General features: G+C 43.0%; 29 protein-coding genes. 7 read left to right on the top strand and 22 right to left on the bottom strand.

The window, feature by feature from the left end; all coding sequences use genetic code 11:
- The 7 genes from SUN_RS00405 to SUN_RS00375 form a co-directional block, all read right to left on the bottom strand.
- Complete coding sequence (locus SUN_RS00405; protein ID WP_011979770.1) at window positions 1-387, bottom strand: hypothetical protein; 387 nt, start codon at window positions 385-387, stop codon at window positions 1-3.
- A gap of 19 nt (window positions 388-406) precedes the next feature.
- On the bottom strand, window positions 407-979 hold the full coding sequence (locus tag SUN_RS00400; RefSeq protein ID WP_232501338.1) for a L,D-transpeptidase family protein: 573 nt from the start codon (window positions 977-979) through the stop codon (window positions 407-409).
- 102 nt (window positions 980-1,081) lie between these two features.
- Window positions 1,082-1,603 carry a thiol peroxidase gene (gene tpx, locus SUN_RS00395; protein WP_011979768.1) on the bottom strand — a complete coding sequence of 174 codons (522 nt, stop codon included), beginning with the start codon at window positions 1,601-1,603 and terminating at the stop codon, window positions 1,082-1,084.
- Between the two features lie 168 nt (window positions 1,604-1,771).
- The gene (locus SUN_RS00390; RefSeq protein WP_011979767.1) at window positions 1,772-2,170 is read right to left on the bottom strand and encodes a DUF6858 family protein; all 399 of its coding nucleotides are present in this window, start codon (window positions 2,168-2,170) and stop codon (window positions 1,772-1,774) included.
- A gap of 56 nt (window positions 2,171-2,226) precedes the next feature.
- Complete coding sequence (locus SUN_RS00385; RefSeq protein WP_011979766.1) at window positions 2,227-3,399, bottom strand: NAD(P)/FAD-dependent oxidoreductase; 1,173 nt, start codon at window positions 3,397-3,399, stop codon at window positions 2,227-2,229.
- A gap of 10 nt (window positions 3,400-3,409) precedes the next feature.
- A complete protein-coding gene (gene ccoG / locus SUN_RS00380) occupies window positions 3,410-4,876 on the bottom strand; it encodes a cytochrome c oxidase accessory protein CcoG (RefSeq protein WP_011979765.1) in 1,467 nt (488 codons plus the stop codon).
- A complete protein-coding gene (locus tag SUN_RS00375; protein WP_011979764.1) occupies window positions 4,876-5,562 on the bottom strand; it encodes a recombinase family protein in 687 nt (228 codons plus the stop codon). Before SUN_RS00375 ends, ccoG begins: the two co-directional genes overlap by 1 nt.
- Window positions 5,563-5,752: 190 nt before the next feature.
- Between SUN_RS00375 and moaC the strand changes: the two genes are divergently transcribed.
- Window positions 5,753-6,226 (top strand): cyclic pyranopterin monophosphate synthase MoaC, encoded by a 474-nt coding sequence (gene moaC / locus SUN_RS00370; RefSeq protein WP_011979763.1) that lies wholly within the window; start codon window positions 5,753-5,755, stop codon window positions 6,224-6,226.
- Between the two features lie 67 nt (window positions 6,227-6,293).
- Window positions 6,294-6,563, top strand: a complete 270-nt coding sequence (locus SUN_RS00365) for an HP0495 family protein (protein ID WP_011979762.1) — start codon at window positions 6,294-6,296, stop codon at window positions 6,561-6,563.
- On the opposite strand, the gene SUN_RS00360 is transcribed toward SUN_RS00365, so the two are convergent.
- Genes SUN_RS00360 through glmM form a run of 4 tightly spaced genes read right to left on the bottom strand, consistent with a single transcriptional unit; the run spans window position 6,560 to window position 10,109 of the window.
- Window positions 6,560-7,378: a paraquat-inducible protein A gene (locus tag SUN_RS00360; RefSeq protein ID WP_011979761.1), complete on the bottom strand. Its 819-nt coding sequence runs from the start codon at window positions 7,376-7,378 to the stop codon at window positions 6,560-6,562. The genes SUN_RS00365 and SUN_RS00360 overlap by 4 nt on opposite strands.
- On the bottom strand, window positions 7,375-8,325 hold the full coding sequence (locus SUN_RS00355) for an esterase-like activity of phytase family protein (RefSeq protein ID WP_011979760.1): 951 nt from the start codon (window positions 8,323-8,325) through the stop codon (window positions 7,375-7,377). Before SUN_RS00355 ends, SUN_RS00360 begins: the two co-directional genes overlap by 4 nt.
- Window positions 8,326-8,331: 6 nt before the next feature.
- The gene (gene lspA / locus SUN_RS00350; protein ID WP_011979759.1) at window positions 8,332-8,772 is read right to left on the bottom strand and encodes a signal peptidase II; all 441 of its coding nucleotides are present in this window, start codon (window positions 8,770-8,772) and stop codon (window positions 8,332-8,334) included.
- A complete protein-coding gene (gene glmM / locus SUN_RS00345) occupies window positions 8,772-10,109 on the bottom strand; it encodes a phosphoglucosamine mutase (protein ID WP_011979758.1) in 1,338 nt (445 codons plus the stop codon). Before glmM ends, lspA begins: the two co-directional genes overlap by 1 nt.
- Window positions 10,110-10,336: 227 nt before the next feature.
- Here glmM and rpsT point away from each other — a divergent pair, with 227 nt between their 5' ends.
- Window positions 10,337-10,606, top strand: a complete 270-nt coding sequence (gene rpsT, locus SUN_RS00340) for a 30S ribosomal protein S20 (protein WP_011979757.1) — start codon at window positions 10,337-10,339, stop codon at window positions 10,604-10,606.
- Window positions 10,607-10,683: 77 nt separating this feature from the next.
- Entirely contained in the window at window positions 10,684-11,751 is a 1,068-nt protein-coding gene (gene prfA / locus SUN_RS00335) for a peptide chain release factor 1 (RefSeq protein ID WP_011979756.1), read from the top strand.
- Window positions 11,752-11,792: 41 nt separating this feature from the next.
- Here prfA and SUN_RS00330 read toward each other — a convergent pair whose 3' ends face one another.
- Together SUN_RS00330 and SUN_RS12880 are read right to left on the bottom strand one after the other, a co-directional pair.
- The gene (locus SUN_RS00330; RefSeq protein ID WP_011979755.1) at window positions 11,793-12,773 is read right to left on the bottom strand and encodes a HupE/UreJ family protein; all 981 of its coding nucleotides are present in this window, start codon (window positions 12,771-12,773) and stop codon (window positions 11,793-11,795) included.
- 1 nt (window position 12,774) lies between these two features.
- The gene (locus SUN_RS12880; RefSeq protein WP_011979754.1) at window positions 12,775-13,512 is read right to left on the bottom strand and encodes a foldase protein PrsA; all 738 of its coding nucleotides are present in this window, start codon (window positions 13,510-13,512) and stop codon (window positions 12,775-12,777) included.
- A 161-nt stretch (window positions 13,513-13,673) separates the two neighbouring features.
- On the opposite strand from SUN_RS12880, the gene SUN_RS00320 reads away from it, so the two are divergent.
- The 3 genes from SUN_RS00320 to SUN_RS00310 all read left to right on the top strand — a co-directional run bounded on the left by SUN_RS00320 (window position 13,674) and on the right by SUN_RS00310 (window position 15,993).
- Window positions 13,674-14,090 (top strand): thioredoxin family protein, encoded by a 417-nt coding sequence (locus SUN_RS00320; protein ID WP_011979753.1) that lies wholly within the window; start codon window positions 13,674-13,676, stop codon window positions 14,088-14,090.
- Window positions 14,091-14,558 carry a hypothetical protein gene (locus SUN_RS00315; protein ID WP_011979752.1) on the top strand — a complete coding sequence of 156 codons (468 nt, stop codon included), beginning with the start codon at window positions 14,091-14,093 and terminating at the stop codon, window positions 14,556-14,558.
- A gap of 67 nt (window positions 14,559-14,625) precedes the next feature.
- Entirely contained in the window at window positions 14,626-15,993 is a 1,368-nt protein-coding gene (locus SUN_RS00310; RefSeq protein WP_011979751.1) for an FAD-dependent oxidoreductase, read from the top strand.
- Between the two features lie 299 nt (window positions 15,994-16,292).
- Here SUN_RS00310 and SUN_RS00305 read toward each other — a convergent pair whose 3' ends face one another.
- The 9 genes from SUN_RS00305 to soxC all read right to left on the bottom strand — a co-directional run bounded on the left by SUN_RS00305 (window position 16,293) and on the right by soxC (window position 23,641).
- Window positions 16,293-17,234: a DUF302 domain-containing protein gene (locus tag SUN_RS00305; RefSeq protein WP_011979750.1), complete on the bottom strand. Its 942-nt coding sequence runs from the start codon at window positions 17,232-17,234 to the stop codon at window positions 16,293-16,295.
- A 136-nt stretch (window positions 17,235-17,370) separates the two neighbouring features.
- Window positions 17,371-18,126 carry a tetratricopeptide repeat protein gene (locus SUN_RS00300; RefSeq protein ID WP_011979749.1) on the bottom strand — a complete coding sequence of 252 codons (756 nt, stop codon included), beginning with the start codon at window positions 18,124-18,126 and terminating at the stop codon, window positions 17,371-17,373.
- Window positions 18,127-18,214: 88 nt separating this feature from the next.
- Window positions 18,215-18,661, bottom strand: a complete 447-nt coding sequence (locus SUN_RS00295) for an MOSC domain-containing protein (protein ID WP_011979748.1) — start codon at window positions 18,659-18,661, stop codon at window positions 18,215-18,217.
- Window positions 18,661-19,101, bottom strand: coding sequence for a thioredoxin family protein (locus SUN_RS00290; RefSeq protein ID WP_011979747.1), 441 nt, complete (start codon window positions 19,099-19,101; stop codon window positions 18,661-18,663). The genes SUN_RS00295 and SUN_RS00290 overlap by 1 nt, the downstream gene beginning before the upstream one ends.
- A 5-nt stretch (window positions 19,102-19,106) precedes the next feature.
- Window positions 19,107-20,228: an MBL fold metallo-hydrolase gene (locus SUN_RS00285; protein WP_011979746.1), complete on the bottom strand. Its 1,122-nt coding sequence runs from the start codon at window positions 20,226-20,228 to the stop codon at window positions 19,107-19,109.
- Window positions 20,229-20,237: 9 nt separating this feature from the next.
- Complete coding sequence (soxZ, locus tag SUN_RS00280) at window positions 20,238-20,540, bottom strand: thiosulfate oxidation carrier complex protein SoxZ (protein ID WP_011979745.1); 303 nt, start codon at window positions 20,538-20,540, stop codon at window positions 20,238-20,240.
- A 79-nt stretch (window positions 20,541-20,619) separates the two neighbouring features.
- Entirely contained in the window at window positions 20,620-21,078 is a 459-nt protein-coding gene (soxY, locus tag SUN_RS00275) for a thiosulfate oxidation carrier protein SoxY (protein WP_041672614.1), read from the bottom strand.
- 93 nt (window positions 21,079-21,171) lie between these two features.
- Window positions 21,172-22,344 (bottom strand): c-type cytochrome, encoded by a 1,173-nt coding sequence (locus SUN_RS00270; protein ID WP_011979743.1) that lies wholly within the window; start codon window positions 22,342-22,344, stop codon window positions 21,172-21,174.
- Window positions 22,325-23,641 (bottom strand): sulfite dehydrogenase, encoded by a 1,317-nt coding sequence (gene soxC / locus SUN_RS00265; RefSeq protein ID WP_011979742.1) that lies wholly within the window; start codon window positions 23,639-23,641, stop codon window positions 22,325-22,327. Before soxC ends, SUN_RS00270 begins: the two co-directional genes overlap by 20 nt.

Below are 23,641 nucleotides of genomic sequence, written 5' to 3'. Positions count from 1 at the left end.
TTATCCCCAATCTTCATTTTTATGTTTTGATCTGTGTTTCTCTTTTTTATAGGAGCTTCCGTTCTTCAGTTTCTGCAGACGGTTTAGATTACTCATTTCCGCCTCCCTTATATCATTGAATATTTTATCGTCAAAGCATATACTGCCACAGGTTTGTTGAAAAAGCCGCTCTATGTATGCTTTAAGCTGCTGATGATACTCTGAATCCAAGTGAATTTCATTTTTTTCATCGAATTTCTTTTTGAGCAGTGTAAATTTAACTTGAAAAACTTTAGCATCTACCTTTGCATCCCGGAACATACGAAACAGGTTTTTACTGATCTTCTCCAGTTCAGTAATATATTTCTGCCGGTTGAACTTCTCTATCTGTTTCTGCGTATACGCCAATTCTCAGTCTCTCTTTCTGCTACTTTATCGTAACAGGTACACCTTCGCGTACCGCATACCACAGCTTTTTCATTGAACTGTTCGTCACCGCGACACATCCCTGCGTCCAATTCCTGTTCAGTGTATACTTGTCCCCCTTACCATCCGCATTCCACTTGGGCTGTGCATGGATGGTGATATCTCCACCCGGATTCACACCTCTTGCTCTCGCGCGGGCTTTGTCTTCCGGTCTGGGGTAGGAGATGCACAAAGAACGGTAGTATTTGGGGGAACAAAGTTTTCTGTGGATGAAGAATTCCCCTTCAGGTGTGCGATAATCGCCTTTTTGCTGCTTGTGCCCTACGGGGTTCCTTCCCAGAGAGATCGGGAAAGTACCCTTGACCTTACCATCTTTGTAGAGATACATCTTCCGCTCTTTTTTGACCACCACTATCCGGTCAATGGCATCCGCTTCCGAGTAATCCTCAGCTGTCATCAATTCTTTTTTGCATTCAGAAAGATTATATTGGTTCTTTGGCCCACTGGGTTCACAACCGGAGAAAAACAGTACCAAAACAATAGAATAGATTAAAAAATAGATTTTATTATTCATAGAAGGATTGTAACGAAAATTTGGAAAAATATAAAGAGGTAGAAAGGGTAAATATAAAAAGAAGTAAGAATTCAAAGCCCGGAAAGGACTTTGAATGAGGGATTACGCGTTAGCAGCAGCTTTTGCAGCTTCAAGTGCTTCTTCGTAGTTAGGCTCTTCTGTAATTTCAGGAACAGTCTGCTTGTAAGTCACTTTCCCGTCTTTACCGATCACGAAGATCACTCTTGCAAGAACACCTGCCAAAGGACCGTCTGCCAAAAGTACACCGTAAGCGTTACCGAAATCTTTGTTTCTGAAGTCTGAACAGACTTTGATGTTTTCGATTCCAGCTGCGCCACACCATCTTGCCGCTGCAAATGGAAGGTCCATAGATACTGTGATCACTTCTACACCGTCAAGGCCAGCTGCTTCAGAGTTGAATCTTCTTGTTTCTGCATCACATACACCTGTATCAAGTGAAGGAACCGCTACTACAAGTTGAACTTTACCTTCTCCGCCTACCTGCTCGTCCTGAAGCATTGGGTTACAATTTACTACTGTTACTACCGGTGCCGTGTCACCTACATTGATCTCATTACCTGCGAGGTTACATACGATGTCGTTTTTAAATGTTACTGTTGCCATTTAATATCCTTTAATTAAGTTTGATAAATGTATTATGACTTAATTAGGATAAATTTAGTCTTAATTAAAAAATTAAATGATTTTTTGTCCTTTTTCAATCTCTTTAAAAGAGAGGAAGCACCCTATTTAACGACACATAAGGAGGTATGTGTATCGTACGGTAACACTTTAAGCTTTTTTGTTCGCAATATCCTTAACCCACTTTTCCATAGCTCCATTGGCATCAGGGTTCGGCGCTTCCAAAAAGCTTATAACAAAACTGTCTGCCATTTCTGCAGCACCAATAGATCTTGGTCTCACTGCCAACACTTCAGGCTTAGGTAATACTTTGCCAAAACAGCAGATGATATTTTTGGCAGCCTTGATCTCTTCATTGATCTTGCCTTCTTCCAGCGAAGAAGTATGTGCATAATGATCAAACTCCCCAATATAGGTCGCGATAGGATGTGCTTCGATCTGTGATCTCAAAAAAGCAAAGATTTCATCTATACTTGTGTAACTTGTCTCACCTTTATTCACTTCCAAAGTAAATACCGGATATTTTTCCAAAACTGTTATTTGTTTCATATTAATTCTTTTCCTTGTTTTTGATTATTTAGCAGAAATGTAATTTGCTTTTCAAACTACATTCCCGGCAATCTTGGGATCTTTCCGAGTTTGGAGTTTCGGCAGTACCAGCCCCACCCTTTCTTCATCCAGTGTCCTACGATCGGCATAGGAATCATCTTGCCCCCTTTGTTGTCACGATAAACAAAGGCAGCACCATTCCCGGTATCCATTACACACAGAATATTGAGATGTTCCATGTAACTATGTTTGGAGTCTATGCGCTGCATATGCTGGAAAATGTTGTAGGCAACGTTTCGGGCCATCACTTCTGCAACATGCCCCTGCTTGGCTCTCCATTCCGGTCCCATTAGGGAAGCAGTATCTCCAATGGCATAGATACCCTCAAAGCCTTCAATCTCATTGTATTCGTTGGTCACGACAAATCCTGCATCACTCAAAGGCAAGCCGGATTCCGCGATGATACCGTGCCCCACCCCGGCAGAAATGAACATAGTAAGATCCGATTCCAGTTTCGTACCATCTTCAAAAAGAATACCGTCTTCCTCAAAAGCCGTGATCTTCACCCCTATTTTTTTATTGATATGGGTCATCTTGAACATCTTGTCCATCATCACAAAAGCCTTATCACCCATCTTCTGACCCGGTTTCTCCATGGGTGCGAAGAATGTCAACTCGAAATTGTCACGGATCCCCTTGCTCTTCAAATAGGTATCAACATTGAAAAGTACCTCGAAGGCAGGTCCTCCCCGCACAGCGGAAGTATCTTTTGGATTGCCACCAAATCCCATGGCGATCTTTCCATGCCCTTTCTGTACCAGTGCATCCAGTTTTTCATGGAGGGCAGTCGCTTCCTCAGGTTTTCCACATATAGAAAGAGAATTCGCTTCCATTCCTTCGAGTTTGATCTTCTCCTGCCCCATGGCTACGACAATATACTCATATTCATCCAGTACCCGTCCGCTCTGAAGCGTGACTTTTTTGGCTTTTGCATCCAGGGCTATTACCGGATCGACGATGAGCTGAAAGCCGTGGGCAAAGGCAAGTTCATCCAGAGGTACAGAAACATCCTCCATTGTGGCTTCACCTGTAGGTATCCAGATCGATGTCGGATAGATATAAAAAAAGTCCCTGTCACTTACCAAGGTAACTTCAAGCTCCTGCTTTCTCAGATAGATAGCAGCCTCAACACCGGCAAATCCGCCGCCTAATACCAGTACTTTCTTCATTTGCATCTCCTTATTTTTTTATGAGGTCCGCACGAGGATAGACAAATACTGTATGTCTCTCTACCACGATCTTCTCTTTGTCATCCGTCGCAAACGCTTTAATCGTTACAGGGATCGGTACGTCTTTTCGTGTATCGTTCGCCAGTTTCTCTTTGGTTCTGAGCACAACCACTTTTTTACGCTTCTGACCCGCAGCGATACTGAACGGCTCTTTTGGTCTGACGATCTCAATTTTATTTTTAAGATCTCCCTCGATCTCAAAGTAATAGGTGTGCTTCTTGCTATCCGTATTGGCAAACAGGAAGATATAATCGTTCTCAACCCCGCCATGATCCAGTATTTTATACAGTCTTGTCGTTTTGTTCACGTTAAGCAGCATATGCTCTTTTTTGCTTCCCATCGTGAAAAGCGCGACCAGAACCAGTACCAGTACGGTAAAGTATGCAATAACTTTCGGTCTGAAGTAATTCGTTTTCCCTTTCTGGTAAATCACTTCATTCTCACTGGACCATCTGACAAGTGAAGGTTTTCCAAGTGCACCCATAACGGTCGTACAGGCGTCCACACACTCAAGACAGTTGATACACTCAAGCTGCAGACCTTTACGGATATCGATATGTGTCGGGCAGACTGTCACACAACTCTCACAGGTTGTACACTCTGCGTACGGTTCATCCGCAACAAGATCTTTTGTTTTGGTATATTTCTTATGTCGGTCATTACCATGTCCTTCATAGATATCCCCTCCACGATGCGGATCGTATATCGCCATGATCGTATCATCGTCATAAAGTACGGACTGCACACGGCTGTAGGGGCAGATATAAATACAAAAATCTTCTTTAATGAACACCACATCGGCAATGATAAAGAGTGCTATACCAATCAACATACCCATCAATATCGTATGGTCTGCCGGATGCTGGATATACTGGAAGAAATCTTCAGGCGGTACGAAATACCAGAGAAAATCCGCGGCGGCGATGAGTGCCAGAACGGACCATATCAGTATGGCTACCACTTTCTTTACCTGATTTTCCGGCTTGCTCATATCAGGATCTTTCTGCTTGTTCTTTATACGTTTTCTAAGGCCAAGCAGTTTCGTTTCAATGAAGTCCCTGTAAATAACACGGAAGACTGTCTGAGGACAGGCCCACCCACACCAGGCTCTACCACCAACCGCTGTGACAGCAAAAATCCCCAGGAATAAAAGCATCAGAAGGAACGGCATCAAGTAGAGCTCCTGCATATCAAATGCTACTCCTGCAAGGTGCAATTTCTTGTGGTCAAAGCTCAAGAGGAACAAGTGGTTCCCGTTGATCGTGATCCACGGCATGACCAAAGCAACAATGGTTACGACTGCATAGACCCAATACCGTTTGATACGGTACGGTACCCACCCTTTCAAATATTCTTTTGCCTGGTTTTTCTTCGGCTTTTTTACCACTTCTTCGTTGTTTTGTGCTTCAGCTTCCATTATAATATCCTTTCTTTTTGTTGTGACGTTTGTTTTTGGTTTTCTTGATCGAACGGGCAGATCAATATGGTATTGTCTACACCCGGAACCTGCTTAAGGGTGTTGATTTCCATCCATGACCCCTCTACCAACTCTCTGATTCCTCTTGACTCAATATAATCCTTCAAAGAACTGCGGCTTACCCCCAACTCTCTGGCGATCGCACTCACATTCATCCCCTCTCTCAGCAGAGAGATGATCTGTGCCTGATAGACATCGAATTTTGAAGAAGAACGGCTCCCTTTGGGACGCCCTATCTGGTTCGACCTGGCTTGTTGTGCTTCACGTAGATCATTCAGTAAAGGAAATATTTTGACAATGGGTGTCTCTTTGGTGACATGCAGCTGCATATTGGCCACATAGAGGTCGATGTCACGGCTCAACATGCAATTGAATACCTTGATCATCTCTTCAGCTTTGTCACTCAGTACCGAGAGGGTATCTACTACCAATGTATCCCCATCTTCTACAGAGTGAAGGAACTCCTCAAACTGTTTCCGCTCTTCTATAGGATGGTTTTTGGTAGAATACTCTATCACCTCTTTGTCTATCTCCATACCCTGAGTCAATGAAAACGAGAGAATGTTACGCTGTTGATCCGACAAATTTGCATTGTCAGGCATCTGTCTTAAATATGCATACGTCATACTGCTCCTTTATCATTTGATGTATTTTATCTTTATTTGATGATAAAAGTCAAGCTTTTTCACTATATTTTCGTCGTTTTATTATTTTTTTCGTCAGATTGACCTTATTTTCGTCAATAAGCCGGCTTTCTTCTGCTTTACATAGAAGTGCTGCTGTGCTAAAATACACAAAAACTTGAAGGAAAAACTTTTGAACCTCACACATCTCGACGAACAGAACAAACCCAAAATGGTTGATGTCTCAGATAAAGACAACACTACGCGTATCGCTACAGCAAGCGGAATTATAGAGGTTGGACAGGCAGCATTTGATGCAGTCATTGCCAACACGGCAAAAAAAGGACCGGTATTGCAGACCGCGGTCATCGCTGCCATTCAGGGGACCAAACAGACCAGTACACTCATTCCGATGTGCCATCCGCTGATGCTCACTTCTGTCAAAACAGACATTGAAGAACTGCCGGAACTGCCCGGTTTTAAACTAACGGTCACGGCAAAATTGACGGGACAGACAGGTGTGGAGATGGAAGCACTCACAGGTGTCAGCGTCGGCCTGCTCACCATTTACGATATGCTCAAAGCCATCGACAAGGGCATGGTCATCAGAAATGTACAGCTCGAACATAAAAGCGGCGGTAACTCAGGAGACTTCAACAGAGCGTAATGGTACTTAAGTAGCATTCCGTTTTACCAAAACAGTGTATAGTAGTTCAAAGCAACAAGGAGTTAACATGATTTTAGACAACAATACCCAAGAAAAACCACAGATCGAATACCCGACCAACTGGGGATTCAAGATCATCGGAAGGGACGAAGAAAAGCTCAAAGCCTGCATCAAAGAGGTTATGGGAGAGAAGGAACATCTCTGCTCTCTGGGAAACCGTTCAAGAACGGGAAAGTTCACAACCTACAATGCTTCCTGTATCGTAGAGAACCAGGAAGAAAGGGACCAACTCTTCAAATGTTTCCAGGACCATGACGATGTAAATATGGTGATCTAACGCTGTTTTGCCTGGTGCAGCATTTTATCTGCACTCAGGCTAACCAGCATTGAGACGATCACATACGCAAGAAAAAAGTAGAGTCCTACCTCAACCTCAGCACGGCTGACATCCCCTTTGTTCACTGTCAAATAGACCAGAAAGGTCGCCACGACAAAGACATCGACCATCGACCATTTTCCTATCATTTTGAAAAACCTGACAATGCCGTGTGCAAAAGGGGTATCCATAAAAACAGACACGATCATCATGGAAAAAGTTTTAAACAGCGGTATAAGTACGGAAAAGAGCAGTATCACCAGTGCAACCACAGTATCACCATTCTCGAAAAGTTTGGAAATGGAGCCTATTACCCCTTTGGATTCAAACGAGAGCACTACATCCCCAAGATACTCCACCTCTTTGTGTATGGTCACCATCATAACAGGCGCAATCAATCCGAAAGCAAGTGTTATCAATGCCCCAACGGCACCGAAAAAAGTAAAAGCCCGTAAAGAGATGAAAAAATAGCTTGCCAGCACACCCAGCAGCGGCAATAACGCATAGAGTGCATACTTCTTGCTCTGTTCCTTATGCATTTGCTGTTTTTTTTTCAGCGTTTCGATGAGGTCTTTCTTCCTGTTCTTATAAAATCCGAGAGAAACCGTCTCAGCCAACTCTTTGAGCTGGAACTTTGCCAGCTTCTCTGCACTCATCTCATCGATCAAAGAGGCGGTTGCTGTCTCATAAGCCTTGGCTTCTTTGTATGCTTTGACTCCAAAAAAGACCATGGTCACCAACAAAACTGTCAAGATCATGTATAATATATACTTCATTTCTCTTTCACCTCAAAATAGATCAAAAGTGTTTTCTGAAAAAAGTTGTCGTTATCATCGCTGATCATCACGTAACGATGCTTCCCCACTTTTGCCAAACCTTCAAAGTTATCCACATCCCAGCCTTTGTGGCTGTTCATCTTTGCAAGCACCTTCGCGGGGCACACTCTTTTCTTACATCGGTCTATGTAAACCTTTTTCAGTGTCACCACGAAAGGATTCATGTACCCCGTAAAAGAACGCTCGAGCACAAGGATGTTCCCATCGTCCATCACCTCTATCGCCGAGATGGCGCTGTTCACTTCGGGTTCGGCTTTGAAATGCCATTCTTTTCCGCTCAAAGCGTAGATGCTCTGTCGTTTTTTATCCACCCCTTTTGGCGGATATTCCAGTGCGGTCAGGATACCGTACTTCGGGTGCCAGGCCAGTGACTCCATTCCTTTGTTCTTACTTCGGAATCGTTTCATGCTGCGCAGCTTTTTGGGCAGTTCGTATTTTTTGATCAGGCGGCCGTATTTGTCCGAATTCTTGTGGAACCAGCCGATCTTCGGTTTTTCCTCAAAAGAGATCAGCAGCCGGCCTTTTCTGTCCAGTGTCATCCCTTCACTGTCACGACGCCATTTCTTGAATTTTTTCCCGTTCTTTTTGAGTAGTCTCCCTGCCCTCTGCGGTTCAAGCCTTTTGATTTTATCTGCAAAAACGGCTTTGAACTCAAAGAGTTTCCCCTCATCGCTGACCATAAAAAGGGATTTGGCCTTTTTATCGTATGCCAGATCGGAGATCTCGGAAAATTTCACACCGTCTATTTCCAAGAAAGAGAGTTCTTTCTGGTCAAGTATGCGGATCCCCAGCTTCTCCTTATCCATCTTCTGTGGAACGATATTGGCACCAAACACACCGGCTGCCAGCATTTGTCCCAAAATCAGAACAACAAAGAGTATCTTCATACTGTTTTATGCTTTTGGGGGAAAGAAGTAAACCATGATCAATATCCATGCCACCGCAAGATCGATCGCCACATCCGCAAAGTTGAACACGGCAAAGTTGAAGCCGCAATGCCATGCCACATAGTCCACCACTCCGGCATGCACGAATCGGTCATACAGATTTCCCAGTGCACCGCCTATCAACAAGCCTGCCGGGAAAGCATAGCGTTTAAGATATCCCTTTGAGAGCACATAGTAGAGTATCCCGCCTATCAAAAGTGCCTGCACCCATTTCAGGTACGGCCCTATGAACGCGAACATCGAGAAAGCCACGCCCTTGTTAAAATGCAGAGAGAGGTCTATACAGCTTCCTCCCCGATAATACCCTTCAAGAAAAAGGGTTTTGATGTTCTGATCTATAATGAATATCCCAATGGCCACAAGCAGAAAAATAGCGAAAGATCGCATCAGACAAGTGTTCTTTTAAAGAAATCCATACATTCATCCATCATCGTCTCAAGTGCTTTTTCATTCTTCCCTTCAAGCAGAAGACGGATCTTGTTCTCCGTACCGGAATATCGGAAAAGATGACGCATTCCCTCTGCTTCCACCTGCTCCATCAATTGCTCAAGTCCTTCAATACTCTCAAGGGGCTTTTTCTCTTCGATCGGAAGGTTAACCAGCATTTGAGGATAAGATTCATAAGGATTGAACGCCTCACTGGTCTTTGTACCCGTACTGACCAGATAGGCCAGGGCCTGCAGAGCAGAGGAGATGCCGTCACCGGTCTTCGCATAATCGGAGAAGATGATATGCCCGCTCTGCTCTCCACCGAAGTTCACACCTTTCTCCTGCATCATTTCAACGACATTCTTGTCACCCACAGCAGAACGGTACACGGTAATACCATGCTCAAGAAGATACTCCTCCAGTCCCTGATTACTCATGACCGTAGCGACCATTCCATCACCCCTGAGTTCACCTGTATTTTTGAGGTGTACGGCCAGTACAGCCATAAGCTTGTCTCCATCTACCGTCTCGCCTTTTTCATCGACTACAACCAGTCTATCTGCATCTCCATCCAGTGCCAGTCCTATATCCGCACGTTTATCGAGTACGACTTTGGCAAGGTTTTCAGGATGCATCGCTCCACAGCCCTCGTTGATATTGAATCCATCCGGTTCATCCCCGACGACAACCACTTCGGCACCAAGCTCCTGTAGTACCGTAGGTCCCACAATATAACCCGCACCGTTCGCACAGTCGATCACTACACGTTTTCCGGCAAGGCTCAAAGATTTGGGGAAAGAGTTTTTAATATGCACGATATAACGGCCGATGACATCATCGATCCTTTTAGATTTTCCGATATACTTGCCGGTAACCTGTGCATCTTCCAAAGCATCATCATCCGCAAAAATCTCTTCAATTTTCTCCTCTTCTGATCGGTTAAGCTTGTTCCCTTCACTGTCAAAGAACTTGATACCGTTGTCATAGTATGGGTTGTGACTCGCCGAGATCATGATCCCCGCATCACAACGCATATTTTCCGTCAGAAAAGCAATAGCCGGAGTAGGCATGGGCCCTATCTGGATCACATCGAACCCCACAGCAGTCAATCCTGATACCAAAGCATTCTCTATCATATAACCACTACGACGAGTGTCTTTCCCCACCAGTATCTTGTTCGTCTTGGCAAACTGCTTGAAGTAGATCCCCGTTGCCATAGCCAGACGCATCGTATTGACCGCAGAAACCTTCTTGCCTGCTTTTCCTCTTACGCCATCCGTTCCAAAAAGTGTCATAATTCCAATCCTTCTATACATTCTATAGTTAATGCTAATTTTACTTAAAATAGATTAATCTAACTCAACCTGAATCATCTAAACAGTCCGTATGTAATCGATTTTAATAAAACTTTAATCTTTTTTTGGATATTATTCGCGCACTAATTTCACCCAAAAGTCTTCTATGGTTACCTCATTTATTGGTCACCGGCAGCGAGGGTATTACATTTTAAAAGGAACATTTGATGGCACACCACAAATCGGCAAAAAAGAGAATTTTGCAGACAGCAAAAAGAACAGAAAGAAACAGATACTACAGAACAAGAATCAAGAACATTACCAAAGCGGTACATGAGGCGGTAGAAGCTGCTGACATGACAGCTGCACAGGAAGCGTTCAAAGTAGCGAACAAGCAGATCCACTCACTTGTCAGCAAAGGTTTCATCAAGAAAGCCACTGCTGCAAGAAAAGTTAGCCGCCTCCATAAAATGGTTAACAAAATCGAAGCTGCATAGTCAGTTTCAGTCTAACGGGTCAGCCTTCCGGCTCGGCCTCTCTCACCAAACCTTACAATCCAATATAAAGAACGACCATGTTCAAAGAAAAACTTCAACCATTCATAGACAGATATAATGAGATCAGCGAACTTTTGAGCTCTCCGGATATCGCCAGCGATATCAACCGTATGACCGAACTCAGCAAAGAGCAGTCAGGACTTGCCCCGCTTGTCGAAAAAGCAAACCTCTACATAGAGACAGCCGATGCCATTGCAGAGAACAAAGAACTGCTGAGTGACGAAGAGCTGGGAGATCTTGCAAAGGAAGAACTTTCCGAACTCGAACCGATGCTGCCAAAACTCGAAGAGGAGATCAAGATACTGATGATCCCCAAAGACAAGAATGATGACAAGAACATCTTTTTGGAACTTCGTGCCGGTGCCGGCGGTGACGAAAGTGCGCTTTTCGTTGCCGATGTCTTCCGGATGTATTCACGCTATGCCGAACAGATGGGTTGGAAAGTGGAGATCGTCAGTACCAATGATGGTACGGCAGGCGGGTACAAGGAACTTATTGCTGAGATCAAGGGACAGGGAGTCTACTCCCAGCTCAAGTATGAAGCCGGGACGCACCGTGTGCAGAGAGTACCCGATACCGAGACACAGGGACGAGTACATACTTCCGCCATTACCGTAGCCGTGATCCCCGAAGTAGACGATGTCGAGGTGGACATCAAGCCCAACGAAGTGAAAATGGATGTCTACCGTTCAAGCGGTTGTGGAGGACAGTCTGTCAACACCACAGACTCGGCCGTGCGTCTGACACACATTCCGACCGGTATCGTCGTAGCGATACAGGATGAGAAGTCACAGCACAAGAACAGGGACAAAGCAATGAAAGTTCTCAAGGCCCGTGTCTACGAATCTGAACTGCAAAAGCAGCTTGACGAGACAGCGGGACAGAGAAAACTGCAAGTTGGATCAGGAGACCGTTCTGAGAAGATCAGAACTTACAATTATCCGCAGAACAGACTCACCGACCACCGTATCGGACTGACACTCTATGCACTGGATGATGTCATGAACAACGGAAACCTCAAGCTGGTCATCGATCCGCTGATAGCACATGCACAAACGGAAGCCATTCAGGAAGCGGGACTTTAAGTCAGCAGCAATGCTGGCTCATCTTAACTTCTCAATTTTTATCAAAAAGCTAAAATTCTATCAAATACCCAAAAAGCAGAAAGTCCCCCTATGCCGTAAACAATGAACATTTCTACTTTCTCCATGAGCTTTGCATCTATTAAATGCCGGAGCAACAGAGCTACAAATACCACAATAGTCACAAATATCAACTGGCCCAACTCTACCCCGATATTGAAGAAAATAAGTGCCAGTGTAATCGCTTCCTGGGGCAATCCTATCTCGGCAAGTGCTCCCGCAAATCCAAAGCCGTGCAGTAACCCGAACGTAAAAGCAATGAGCCAGGGGTATCGCGAAGTGATACCTGGCTTGCCCTGTTCTTCATGCACGATCTCCATAGCCAGAAAGAGTATACTCAAGGCTATCATCGCCTCAACCGGTTGCTGCGGCAAATGCACAACACCCAGTGTTGACGCCGCCATAGTGATACTGTGTGCCAGAGTAAAGGCGGTAATGGTCCACAGAAGCCGTCGCATGTTTTTAACAATGACTAAAAGCAAAAAAACAAAACAAAGGTGATCAAAGCCCAATAAAATATGGGTGATCCCAAGCCATGTATAGGTTTTCATAACTTGCGTAGAGGGCGTGCGCTCTTTGACTATGTAGGAATTATGCTGGGGGTCAAGCAGTGCAGACTGGGAAGTGCTGTCCAAAAACTCCAAACGCAAAAGCAGATCTCTTTTTGTATTTTCAAGTCCCTGCACCTCGATCGTTTTTCCTTTGAGGCCCTGTGCACATACCAAGGTATATCTATCCGAATAAACACCTTTTTCAGACTCTCTGACGTGTTCCCCCTTCTCTTCACATCCCTCTATGGCGTTCACTTTCATGGGGGTCTTTGCATCTCCTTTTGCCGGCACCTTTAAAAACAGTGCGTAACTGTCCGGGTTTTTTTGAATAACCTCGAGGTAGACAGGCCGTATGAGGTCTGCCTGTGCAAGAGAAAAAAGAAAGGTAAAAAGAAAAACTATTTTATAAAACACTTTACTTCTCTTCTATACTGATAGTGTACTGTGACTTCAGTTTTTCATAAATTGCTTTGTTTTTCTGTTCTCTTTCTGCATTCAGGTAATCGCCTTTAAGCTTTTCCTTCACCGCATCAAAGGTTTTCGGCTTTGGAGTAGGCCTGTCTATGACACGTACGTCATGCACACCATACGTAGATTCTATTTTATGTACTTTTCCGTCTGCTTTCAGTGTAAAAAGCATGTCTGAGAACGCACGTCCGAAGATATTGCTTGCTTCAAATTTTGTGAGCGTATACTCTTTCTCAAACTCTGCTGCATCTGAACCCATCATATTTTGTGTAAAATGTATCTTCTCATCTTCCCTATATTTCTCCAGGTGCTCCTGCATGAACTTTTTCAATACTTCATCACTGGGGTCGGGTAGTTCATACGTATCGTAAGCGACAAACTCCATTTTTTGCGCAAGACGTCTTTTGATCTCATCGTCATTTTTATCCAAGCCTATTTTCAAGGCTTCCTTATATAACACAGTGGTATAGATCTCATTCTCTATCATTTTCTGTTTTTCTTCTTTCGTAGGTGTACGAAAAAACTTTTTTTCCCAATTTGAAGTGAGTTGGTCTATTCTTCCTTTGGAAATAATGATACTGTTCTCTTCATCTTCACCGTTTTGAACAAAAGAGTAACCAAGAAAGAGTAAGCCACCCAACACCAAAAAGTGAAGTAGAGGTTCATGCAATAGTTTTTTTAACAAATTATCTGCCTTTTATATCGTAGGATATTTGCGTTTTTCTGGAGCGTATTATAGCAAAGCAAGGCTAATAAAAAGCAACTCTTTCTAGCACTCCCGCATGGTGACAAAAAAGTATTCAGGATGCTGGGTTATAATACGCTATCGACACATAAAGGGCAACTATGCATAGATTTTCATTCATCGGCAAGGTATTGCTTTCACTGTTTCTGCTCATCTCTGCCCTTGATGCCGTAGAACTGAACTGGGAACACAACTACCAAAATGCTCTGGCAAAAGCGAAAAAAGAGCATAAGATGGTCTACCTTTTTGTAGGTGCCGACAAATGCAGACATTGCGACAGATTTAAAAAACTGACACTTTCAAACAAAGAGCTCATAGAGACGATGAAAAAAGAGTATGTATTGCTCTATATGTCAAGAGACCGGCATGAGATTCCTGACAAATTTGAAAAATACGGCGTGCCCATGCACTACTTTTTAACTGCTGACGGCAAAATTGTTGCCGTAGTACAAGGCAGCAGAGAACTGGCAGGCTGGTATGACGTACTCGATGAAGTTGAATTAAAAAAGGAGAAATAAATGACAACCTTTAAAAAAGTGCAGAAAACTGCCGATATCCGGGAACTGATAAGATCAACCTTTGACGTTGACCTTCCGCTGACAGGAAGCTGGGGATACACGGAAGAAGAAGCAACTATTGTTGAAGCTCTGCCGGAGGGCATGCCGCTTCTTCAGCTCGAACATGTGTTTGCTTCCATACGAGCACACCTTGAAATGAATATTACCCAGGAGCCTGAAAACAGGTACGGCGGTATCAATCTGCATGAAAAAGAACGTGAACAGAGCAAAAAGGAAAAAAGCATTTTCGACAAAGTCACGTATGAGATTACCGCCATAAAAGAAGACCTTTACAATGCTTTCATCAAGGAATACAAAGAGGGTTACGGGAAAGAGGGTTTTGACCTGAACGACCATTTTAAAAGAAGAAAAGAGGCTACACTTACCCGGGAAGTCACACACTACTTTGAAGTGAGCGCACTGGGGTAAGCAGTGAATAAGCACTAAAAAGATACTATAATTACCTATACATATTTAACATAATGAGGTATTATCTATGGATTCTTCAAAAAGAAAATTTCTAGCACTCTCCGGTCTCACTATCGCTTCTTCCCTCTGTGGAAGTGAAACTGCAAGCACTCCAAAAGAAAAAACACTGCCAAAAAGCAATAAAGCGGCTATTCCTGACACCAGCAAGCCCAGAGTAGTTGTCTTGGGCGGTGGGTGGTCAGGACTCTCTATTGCCAAAACAGTAAAAGAGTTCTCTCCCCAGGCTGATGTGGTTTTGGTTGAAAGCAGGCATGAGTTTATTTCCTGTCCCATAAGTAATTTATGGATGGTCGACAAAGTCGACCTTGAGTACATTACGCATGACTACCTTCAGGCGGCTCGAAACTACAACTACACTTTTTTCAATGCAACGGCCATCAATGTAGACAAAAAAAATCGTATTCTTCAAACGACACAGGGAGATATCACATTTGATTATCTTGTCCTTTCTCCTGGTATAGACTATGATTACTCCAGATGGACAACAGATCCGGCACTGGTTGCAAGATTGAGACAGGAGTATCCCGCAGGATTTATCCCGGGCTCCGAGCATATGACGATCAAAAATAAAATACACAAATTTAAAGAGGGCAACTTTATCCTTACCGTCCCCGGAGGGAACTACAGATGCCTTCCTGCTCCCTATGAGAGAGCCTGTCTGATTGCGGACTATTTCAAAGAGAAAAAGCTCAAAGCAAAAGTCATTATTTTGGATGAGAACAATGCGATCACCATTAAAAAGAAAGGCTTCTCCTCTGCCTTTGACGAACTCTACGCAGACTACATAGAATATGTTCCGAACAGCACGATTAAAAATATTGACCTGGACAAAAAGGTGGTTACAACCGAGATGGATGAATTCACATTTGCAGACGCTGCTTTCTACCCTCGTGTCAGAGGTGCAAAGATCATAGAAACCATGGGATTTGCAAAAGATGCCAAAGATATGATGGAGGGGCACATCAATCCCATCACCTATGAAGTCATAGGTGAAAAAAACATATTTATTGCCGGGGATGCTAGGCCGATGGGCTTTTCCAAATCAGGAAACACCTCAAATATTGAAGGAAAATATGTCGGAAAAGTTGTTGCACGACGTATCAACAAAGAACAGGCACCTCAGTGGGAATCACCTATAACCCTGTGCTTTTCTGCTATTTCCCTAAAACCTTTTAATGCTATCTATATCTATACCAAATACTCTTTTGACAAAAAAGACAAAAATCCAAAAAATGTAAAATTTATAGACTGGCAGAAGTTTAGTTTTACAGAGACAATAAGTAATGAAAACTGGAAAAAAACAGGTAAAGTCGATGCTGACTCTATTCTGTCCTGGGCGGATGCTTTATACTTCGATATGTTTGGTGCCAAATAGCGAATGACTGCAAATTAAAATTTTCAGATAGCGTCAATTCAAATCGAGATTTGAATTGACGCTACTACCTCCTCTCCCCTTCCAAGAAAAATACACTTAACGTTCATAACATTGCGAAAATGGCATTATATGGATATACTGGAACATTCCAATACCGTGGTAGGTTTTGCCATACCAACCGTTCAGGCAATGTTTGATTATGTATTGAGATGATTTAAGGAAATAAAGAGGTGTCTGTAGAGAGGCCCGATAGCCTCCTCTGTCCCTAGGGTAGAGGAAGTATGGGTGTTAGTAAGGATCTATTCTTCTGTTGCTTCATTCACAGCTGCATTCATTGCTTTCTGTGCTTTAAGAAGTACATCTTTTGATGCTTTATCGGTCACGTCGATAGAGCTGATCCAGTTATAGACAGACGGGTAAGCAAAATTCACTGTTTTATCACCTTTTTTCTTATACATAGAGAAAGAACATGGAGCAAATGCACCTGCTTCAGGGTGAGTTTTGGAGACTTCATAGATTACTGCTACTTTACAGATGGAGTATACATCAAAAAAGTCATACGTGTTATCTCCCGCTTTTGCCAGATCATCGCCAAGCTTATTGTAGCCTGCCAGGACAAAGCCTGCTGTCTCAAGTCCAGCTTCCAGTTCTTCCTGAAGTCCATCCAGCTCATCTTCTACCTCGTCAGGCTTTACATCCATTTCCATCGTAAATCTTTTGACAAGGTCACCTTCCGGCTTTGCTATCTTATAGTGAGTATCTTCAAACTTACCGTTTGGCATAGCCTTTGCGAGAACATCCGCAACGTCTTTCATATAGGCAACAAGGTCTGCATTGTCTGCAGGAATGCCGGTAATCTTGGCAATGCCTGCTGTAGACATAGATGATACGGAAATGTTTTTTTCACCCTTTTTGGTAAAGATAGACATACTCAGTGGTGTAAACAATGCCATGTTTGGATACTTCTTAAGTAGTTTGGTCACCGCATCTTTCTTGTGAAGCGTCATAAGATTGTATGCATCATGTGCATGGTCCTTGAACTTGGCTTCGAACGCTTTATTCATGTCGTTGTTACCGGTAATGTAGAAACCCGCATCTTTGAATGCTTTCTCGATCGTTTTGGCGTTTACTTTACCGCCTTGATTGTCTGCCGTATAAATACGGATATCCTGTGCAGCGTTTACCGCTACTCCAAATGTTAGCAATAGTGCTACTGCCAAACCTTTCAACTTCATGTTCATGTTGTTTCCTTTAATGTTGATTTTGTATCAATTATCTTATCAGAAAAGCCATAATAAATCACTTTTTTTATTCTTTATGTGGTGTTATAAGCTAATGTAAACCAAATGTGTTACATTATGCAATTTGATTCAAAAACTATTGATGATCTTTTTTACTTTTTTTCATCATTTCTTTTTTAACATAATCAATATTACTTTGTGTTTTTCGCACTATTGAATGTTCTTTCCCAAATATCTTTTCCCGTATCTGTAAGGTTTTATTCAATTCATTCAATGCTTTTTCATACTGCCCCAGCTTAAAGTAGATCAATCCTATATTACTGTAGGTTAAAGCCGTAGCATAATGCTCCTCCCCCACAGTATCTTTTCGTATCTCCAGTGCCTTTTTATAATACTCCAGCGCCTCACTGTACTTCCCCTGCTTGCGGTAGACCCCGGCTATGTTGCTGTAGGTAATGGCTGACGCACGATAATTCTCTCCAAAAAGTTTCTTTTGTATTTTAAGCGACATCAGATAGTGATCGATCGCCTCTTTGTATTTTCCCTGCTTACTGTAGATACCGCCTATGTTGTTGTAGGTTGTTGCTTCGGTCCTGTCATCTTCGTCCAGGAGTTTCTTTTGCAGTTCCAGCGCTTTGAGATTGTACTTCAGGGCCTCATCATATTTTCCCATCTTTTCATAGTAGTATCCTATCTTGGAATAACTGATAATATTCTCTTTGCCATCCACCCCATACGTTTCGATATCCGATTTCAGCTGCCTGAGCGCATATTTCACAGCTTTCTTGTAGTTGCCTTTCTTTCTGGCATCTTCCGCAAGATTGTAGTCCGCACCATGCGGCCACAGCAATGTAACGCCCAAAATAGCAATACCGAATAATATTTTTTTCATTTATATTCCTTGCATATCAATTATATATTTTATAGGGAAATATGTGTCTTTTTCAGCATGAAGCATACTGTTGCATTGTGGCATAGAATCAATCTAAAAGATAGACATCATCGCCCGTTCTGATCTTTCCGGGTTCTGTCACCTTGGCAAAAATGCCTCTGTCGTTTTTAAGGAGTTTCGGCAATTTTGCATCTACCTGCGAAAGGCCTTTGCATAGTGTACAGTGCTGGCTGATCTCCAAAACAGCATCGCCGATCTGAAGTCTTGATCCGCCCGGTAGATGGTACGGATTGTAATCCATGAGAATATTTTCACCCAATACACCATGAGGCAGCTCAATATCATACTTTTCCGCAAGTACATAGCTGTGCATCGAAGTAAGAAGGACGGACCTCTGTATGTTTTGGTTGTAGTGCTTGTCTTTCACGATGCCTTTGGTATCCAGCAGCATCTCATCAGCAGCGCTGCGACCATCAGCAGAAGAATAAAATAATGCATGAATAATACCGACTTTAGTCATTTTATTTACTTTCATTACTCTACATCATTGTAGGCTTTAGTGCTCACCAAATGTAAGGTATCAAGGAATTTAACTTCATCCCTGTAGCCTACTTCATCATATACAAGTTCTCCATTCTGATCAAAGAATAGACAACTTGGATACATGGGGTAACCTATCTCTTTTGCAAACTTGAGCTTGCTGACTTTTAACCCGTCAAAAGACACAATGCCTTCATCACGCACATTGATATCTACAAAAATAAAATCTTTTTTTATCTCTGCTTCTACCTTTTCATCATCAAAAGTGAACTCTTGCATCTTGAGGCAGTAGTTACATCCTGTGATGTGCAAAAAAACCAATATATGTTTATTGGTTTTTTTTGCATCATGCACAATCTGATCAAGATCGATGTCATTGGCAAATGCTATGCCAACAACAGTCAAGAGCATAAAAATAAGTCGTTTAAACTTCACTTCTTTTACGCTTCCTCGTCTTTCTCTTGATCGTTACCGCCATCACTCTTTTCAGCACTGAAGTCGATCAGATCATCTTCGTCGAACATTTCCAGTTCTTCATAAGATCTAAATACGTTTCCTGGACTAAGGATCCAGTACAGGTCTTTGTCTTTGAATTCCGGTAAAGTTACCTCTTTGGTAATCATGTCGGCAACGACACCCTCTTCCATTTTTGCAAGCACTCTGTCTTTGAGTAATGCAAAGTATTGTACAGACTCGTCCGCTGCCGATTTGTCAGTGACAAATCCATGTCCCGGAACCAAATGTTCCCACTCTCTGGCTCTGATCGCATTGATCGCATTGATCTGTCCGACAACGATACCGTCTCTGTTCGAAGTTACCCTACCGTTCATAACGACATCGGCAGCCAATACTACTTTGTCATCCGGCAAATAGAGGAACCAGTCATCTTCTGAGTGGGCATAACCGACTCTCACATACTCAAGATTCACACCTGAAATAGTGAATTTGCTAGTCTCTTCAAATGTTTTATCCACTTTTGCAAGTACGGTACCTCTGATCGCATTCTGGTAGAGTGCCTTGATCATTCTGGTTTGCATACCAGGATAATCTTTACCGTCAACATGTCTCGGACCGTAATAATCCTCATTGATCAATGGCGTACCATAGATCGTAGCACCGAATACCTCTTTATAGAAGTTGTTACCCAACCAGTGATCATCATGCTCATGGCTGATAATAACTGTTTTCACAGGCATATCAGCGATTTTTTTCATCTGTGCATATGCTTGTTTTGCAAAGATATACGATGGGCCTGTATCCCAAGTGATCCACTGGTCATCACCTTTGATATAACAACTGTTTGACATATATCCGGCATTGTCTTTTGTCGGCATCTCAAGCGCACCGAAGAAACACCATACACGGTCACTTATCTGAACCGGCTTTAGGTTGTAGTCCCATTCAGGACCGCCACCCGTATGTGGTTTGACCCACTCATGAACGATGAAGTTACCATCAGCATCCAGATGGCTCGGGTGTTCGACTTTTATACTTTTATTACCAATAAAGGGTATTGCCGCAGCAAATGCCACTATTATTAATATGGCTAATAGACTTTTCATAAGTGTCCCTTATTTTATTTTCTTCTTACCTGTCTTTGTTTTACCATTGTTATCAGTAACTTCAAATTCCAGTTCATCACCTTTTTTTGCTCCCGTAAATGAGAACTTCAACAATGGATTCTCTGACATAAATCCGCTTGTGTCAGCTTCAAAGACAACTTTACCGTTTACCTTTCCGACAATACGCTTAATGTACTGAACATCAATTTTCTTTTTCTCAGCCTCTTCTTTGTCAGCCATAAGACTTTTAAACATTGCTTTTACTTGAACAACGCCGTTTTTCTCTTTTGCTTTAATTTTCATTTTACCCATTTTGTATCCTTTTTTTAAATTTTTATGTATATCTTTTTTTACTCAATTCATTTTTCAGTCTATTGCGATAGAGGTTGAATCAACCACCACATCCACCGATAGATACATCGATCTCTTTTCCGGTCGTATAGAGTTTACCATCTCTTGTTTTTGCTACGATAGTAACCAGTGCAGTTTGTCTCATTTTAATTCTGAATGAGTAATCTACTTTTTGACCTTCCGGCACAGAGAATACCACTGATAGAGATCTGGGGTTTGCATCTTGGAAAAGTGCGATCGTTTCAATGTCCAGGTCACTTTTAAGTGTAATAGGAATCGATCCACCGTTCTCTGCCAGTTTTGGCGCTACGAATTTGATCTTATCTGTTTTTTCCAGTGGAGCATCTCCGAACAGTGCTTTGATTGCATCTGTTGATTTTGCCGCTTCCCATGCTTTTGGTTTAGTTTCTCTAAAGTTGATAGCGTGTAGTTTTGCCATTGGTGTTAACATTACTGCTGCTGCCGCAAGTCCCAAGCCTAAAAATTTTCTTCTTTCCATTATGTTTCCTTTAATTTGAATTTGGATTGCAGGAGGAGTCTCCTCCATTTGCAATATTTTATTGTTTTATTGTGAAGTAAATGTGAATTTCACTTATTTACTTGCACCCGCCATATACTCAACTATCTCTTTGATGTCTGCATCACTAAGGTCTGTGTTTCCGCCTTTTGGAGGCATGGCTCCTGTACCTTTGATCGCATTCACAAGTACTTTGTCCATACCTTTTTCCATGACTTTCTTCCACGCATCTGCATCACCCACTTTTGGAGCACCCATGGTATCGGTACCATGGCAAAGTTTACAGGAAGCCTCATACAGTTTCTGGCCTTTAGAAGCGCCCTGGCCTTTTGGCTCAGGCGGAAGATCTTTGGCATAAGCGTACGGAGGTACAACGTCTTTCATCTCATACTTGATCTTCATTACCTTCGGAGGAAGTCCTTTTTCACCAGGTCCTGAACTTGGATCTTTACAGTCTTTCATACATCTTTTACCCATACCGATATTTTTGGCACGGTCAGCAAAGAATGCTTTGACATTTGCAGGGCCTTTTGGTCCATCGATCTCAGGGTAGAAACCATCTTTGTTGGGGAGAACGACTTTCATCAGTTTCTCTCTGTTAAGAACATAATCATCATCCAACTCTTCACCGTCTATCTCTATCTCATTTTGCGCAAGAATATAGGCAGTGATCGCATACACTTCATCATCTGTTAAAGATTTTGGATGTGCATAAGGCATTGCATCCCTGATGTATGTAAACAATGTAGTGGCATATGGCCAGTAGGTACCCACTGTTCTTTTTGGTGCATCCATACCCGGCTTGATTCTCTGGTTTTTAAGCGTTTTGACAATACCGTTTTCATCTTTGTCCTGATTACCTCCGGTTAATTGAGGGTAACCCTTTCCTCCGCCACCGAACTCACCGTGACACACGGCACACTGTGCTTCGAAAAGTTCATCTCCAAGCTCAACGGACCCTTCGCCTTCAGGCAAACCTTTACCGTCTGGTCGTGCGTCGACATCCCATGCTTTGATCTCGTTCGCTGTAGGTGTCCGGCCATACCATATACCTTTGGTACTCTGTGTGTTGTATCTATATGCTGTGTAAACACCGTTTTTTCTCGGATAGATCACACCACCGTCGATCGCGCCCGGTTTTGATTCATAGACACCCGGCATACATTGAGTGGCAGCTGCAACAGCAAATGTTGAGCTCATCATCAATGTCATACCGAGGGTCACTAATTTACGATCTAACTTGAACATTGCTTACCTCCCCTTTTTCATTTACTGCCCATGTGATGATTGCGTTCCTGTGGTAAACACATTCGACACCCACTACACCTTTTTCCTGGTTGACTGTCGGCTGAACATCGCCTGAGTCATCGTAAGAACGGCTCTGCAGTAACAACGGCTTGCCTTCATACTTGTACATATATGAGAATCTGGTCCAACATTTTGGAAGGACCAGACCTTTTAACTGTGCTTCAACCCAGTTCTTTCCACCGTCAAAGCTGATATCTACACCCTTAATGGTTCCGTAACCACTCCATGCCAAACCTTCAATCTCGACAAGATCACCTTTTTTAAGGTCTGTCCAGTCTTTTTCAGGAGCAGGAGAAGTAATGATAGAGTTCGTCTCAAGTGCATAGAAATGCTGTATTGCTTTTCCGCTTGCTGTCAACGCTGTATACTTTGAAGTCTCCTCTTTTGCATGCCATGGCTCGTCACCAAACTCAAGTCTCTTCAACCACTTGACACACAGGTTGGCTTCCCAGCCCGGTGCGAACAGACGCACAGGATAACCCTGCTCATCACGAAGTGCCTCACCATTTTGTGCGTAAGCGATGATGACATCATCAAGTACTTTTTCAACCGGCAGTGTTCTACTCATCTCCGAACCGTCGGAACCTTCAGCAAGCATCCACTTCGCTTCAGGCTTGAGCCCGATCTCATCGAGGATCGTTTTAAGACGTACGCCGGTCCACTGTGCACAGGACATCATTCCTTTGACAAACTGGGCTGTACCGAACTGAGGCCCTTTCCACTCGGCGGCGGAGTTTGAAGGACACTCAAGGAAATAGATAAAGCTTTCGCTTGGATATCTCTTAAGCTGATCAAGTGTAAGCACAATAGGCTTCTCTACAAGACCGTGTATCATCAGTCTCCACTTGTTTGGATCTACATGTGCAACACCATTGTGTGTACGTGTAAAGTGTAACCCGTTTGGAACAATAATACCTTTCAGTTCAGCGATCGGTGTCATAGAGATCGCCGCGTGCATATCTCCGGCTGAAGACATTAGCGCTGATGTTCTTCTGACAACATTATGCTCATACTTTGACGGTACACCATAAGGGTTTTTGTTACACTCGTCTCCAAGTGTAGTACCCCACTTCACATGATGAACGATATTCGGATCGTCTTTTGTGCTTGCTTCACTTGCCAAAACTGTGCTTGGTGCAGCAACAGCGGTTGCAGCAACAGCACCGGCAGAAGCCGTTTTCTTAAAAAAATCACGTCTGCTGACAGATGCTATTTTTTCTTCTGTTTTTTTATTCAA

It is taken from the genome of Sulfurovum sp. NBC37-1, from assembly GCF_000010345.1.
In the GTDB taxonomy this organism is placed as follows: Bacteria; Campylobacterota; Campylobacteria; order Campylobacterales; family Sulfurovaceae; genus Sulfurovum.
Note: the sequence above shows the minus strand (reverse complement) of the source record. Positions and strands in the feature narration are given on the sequence as shown.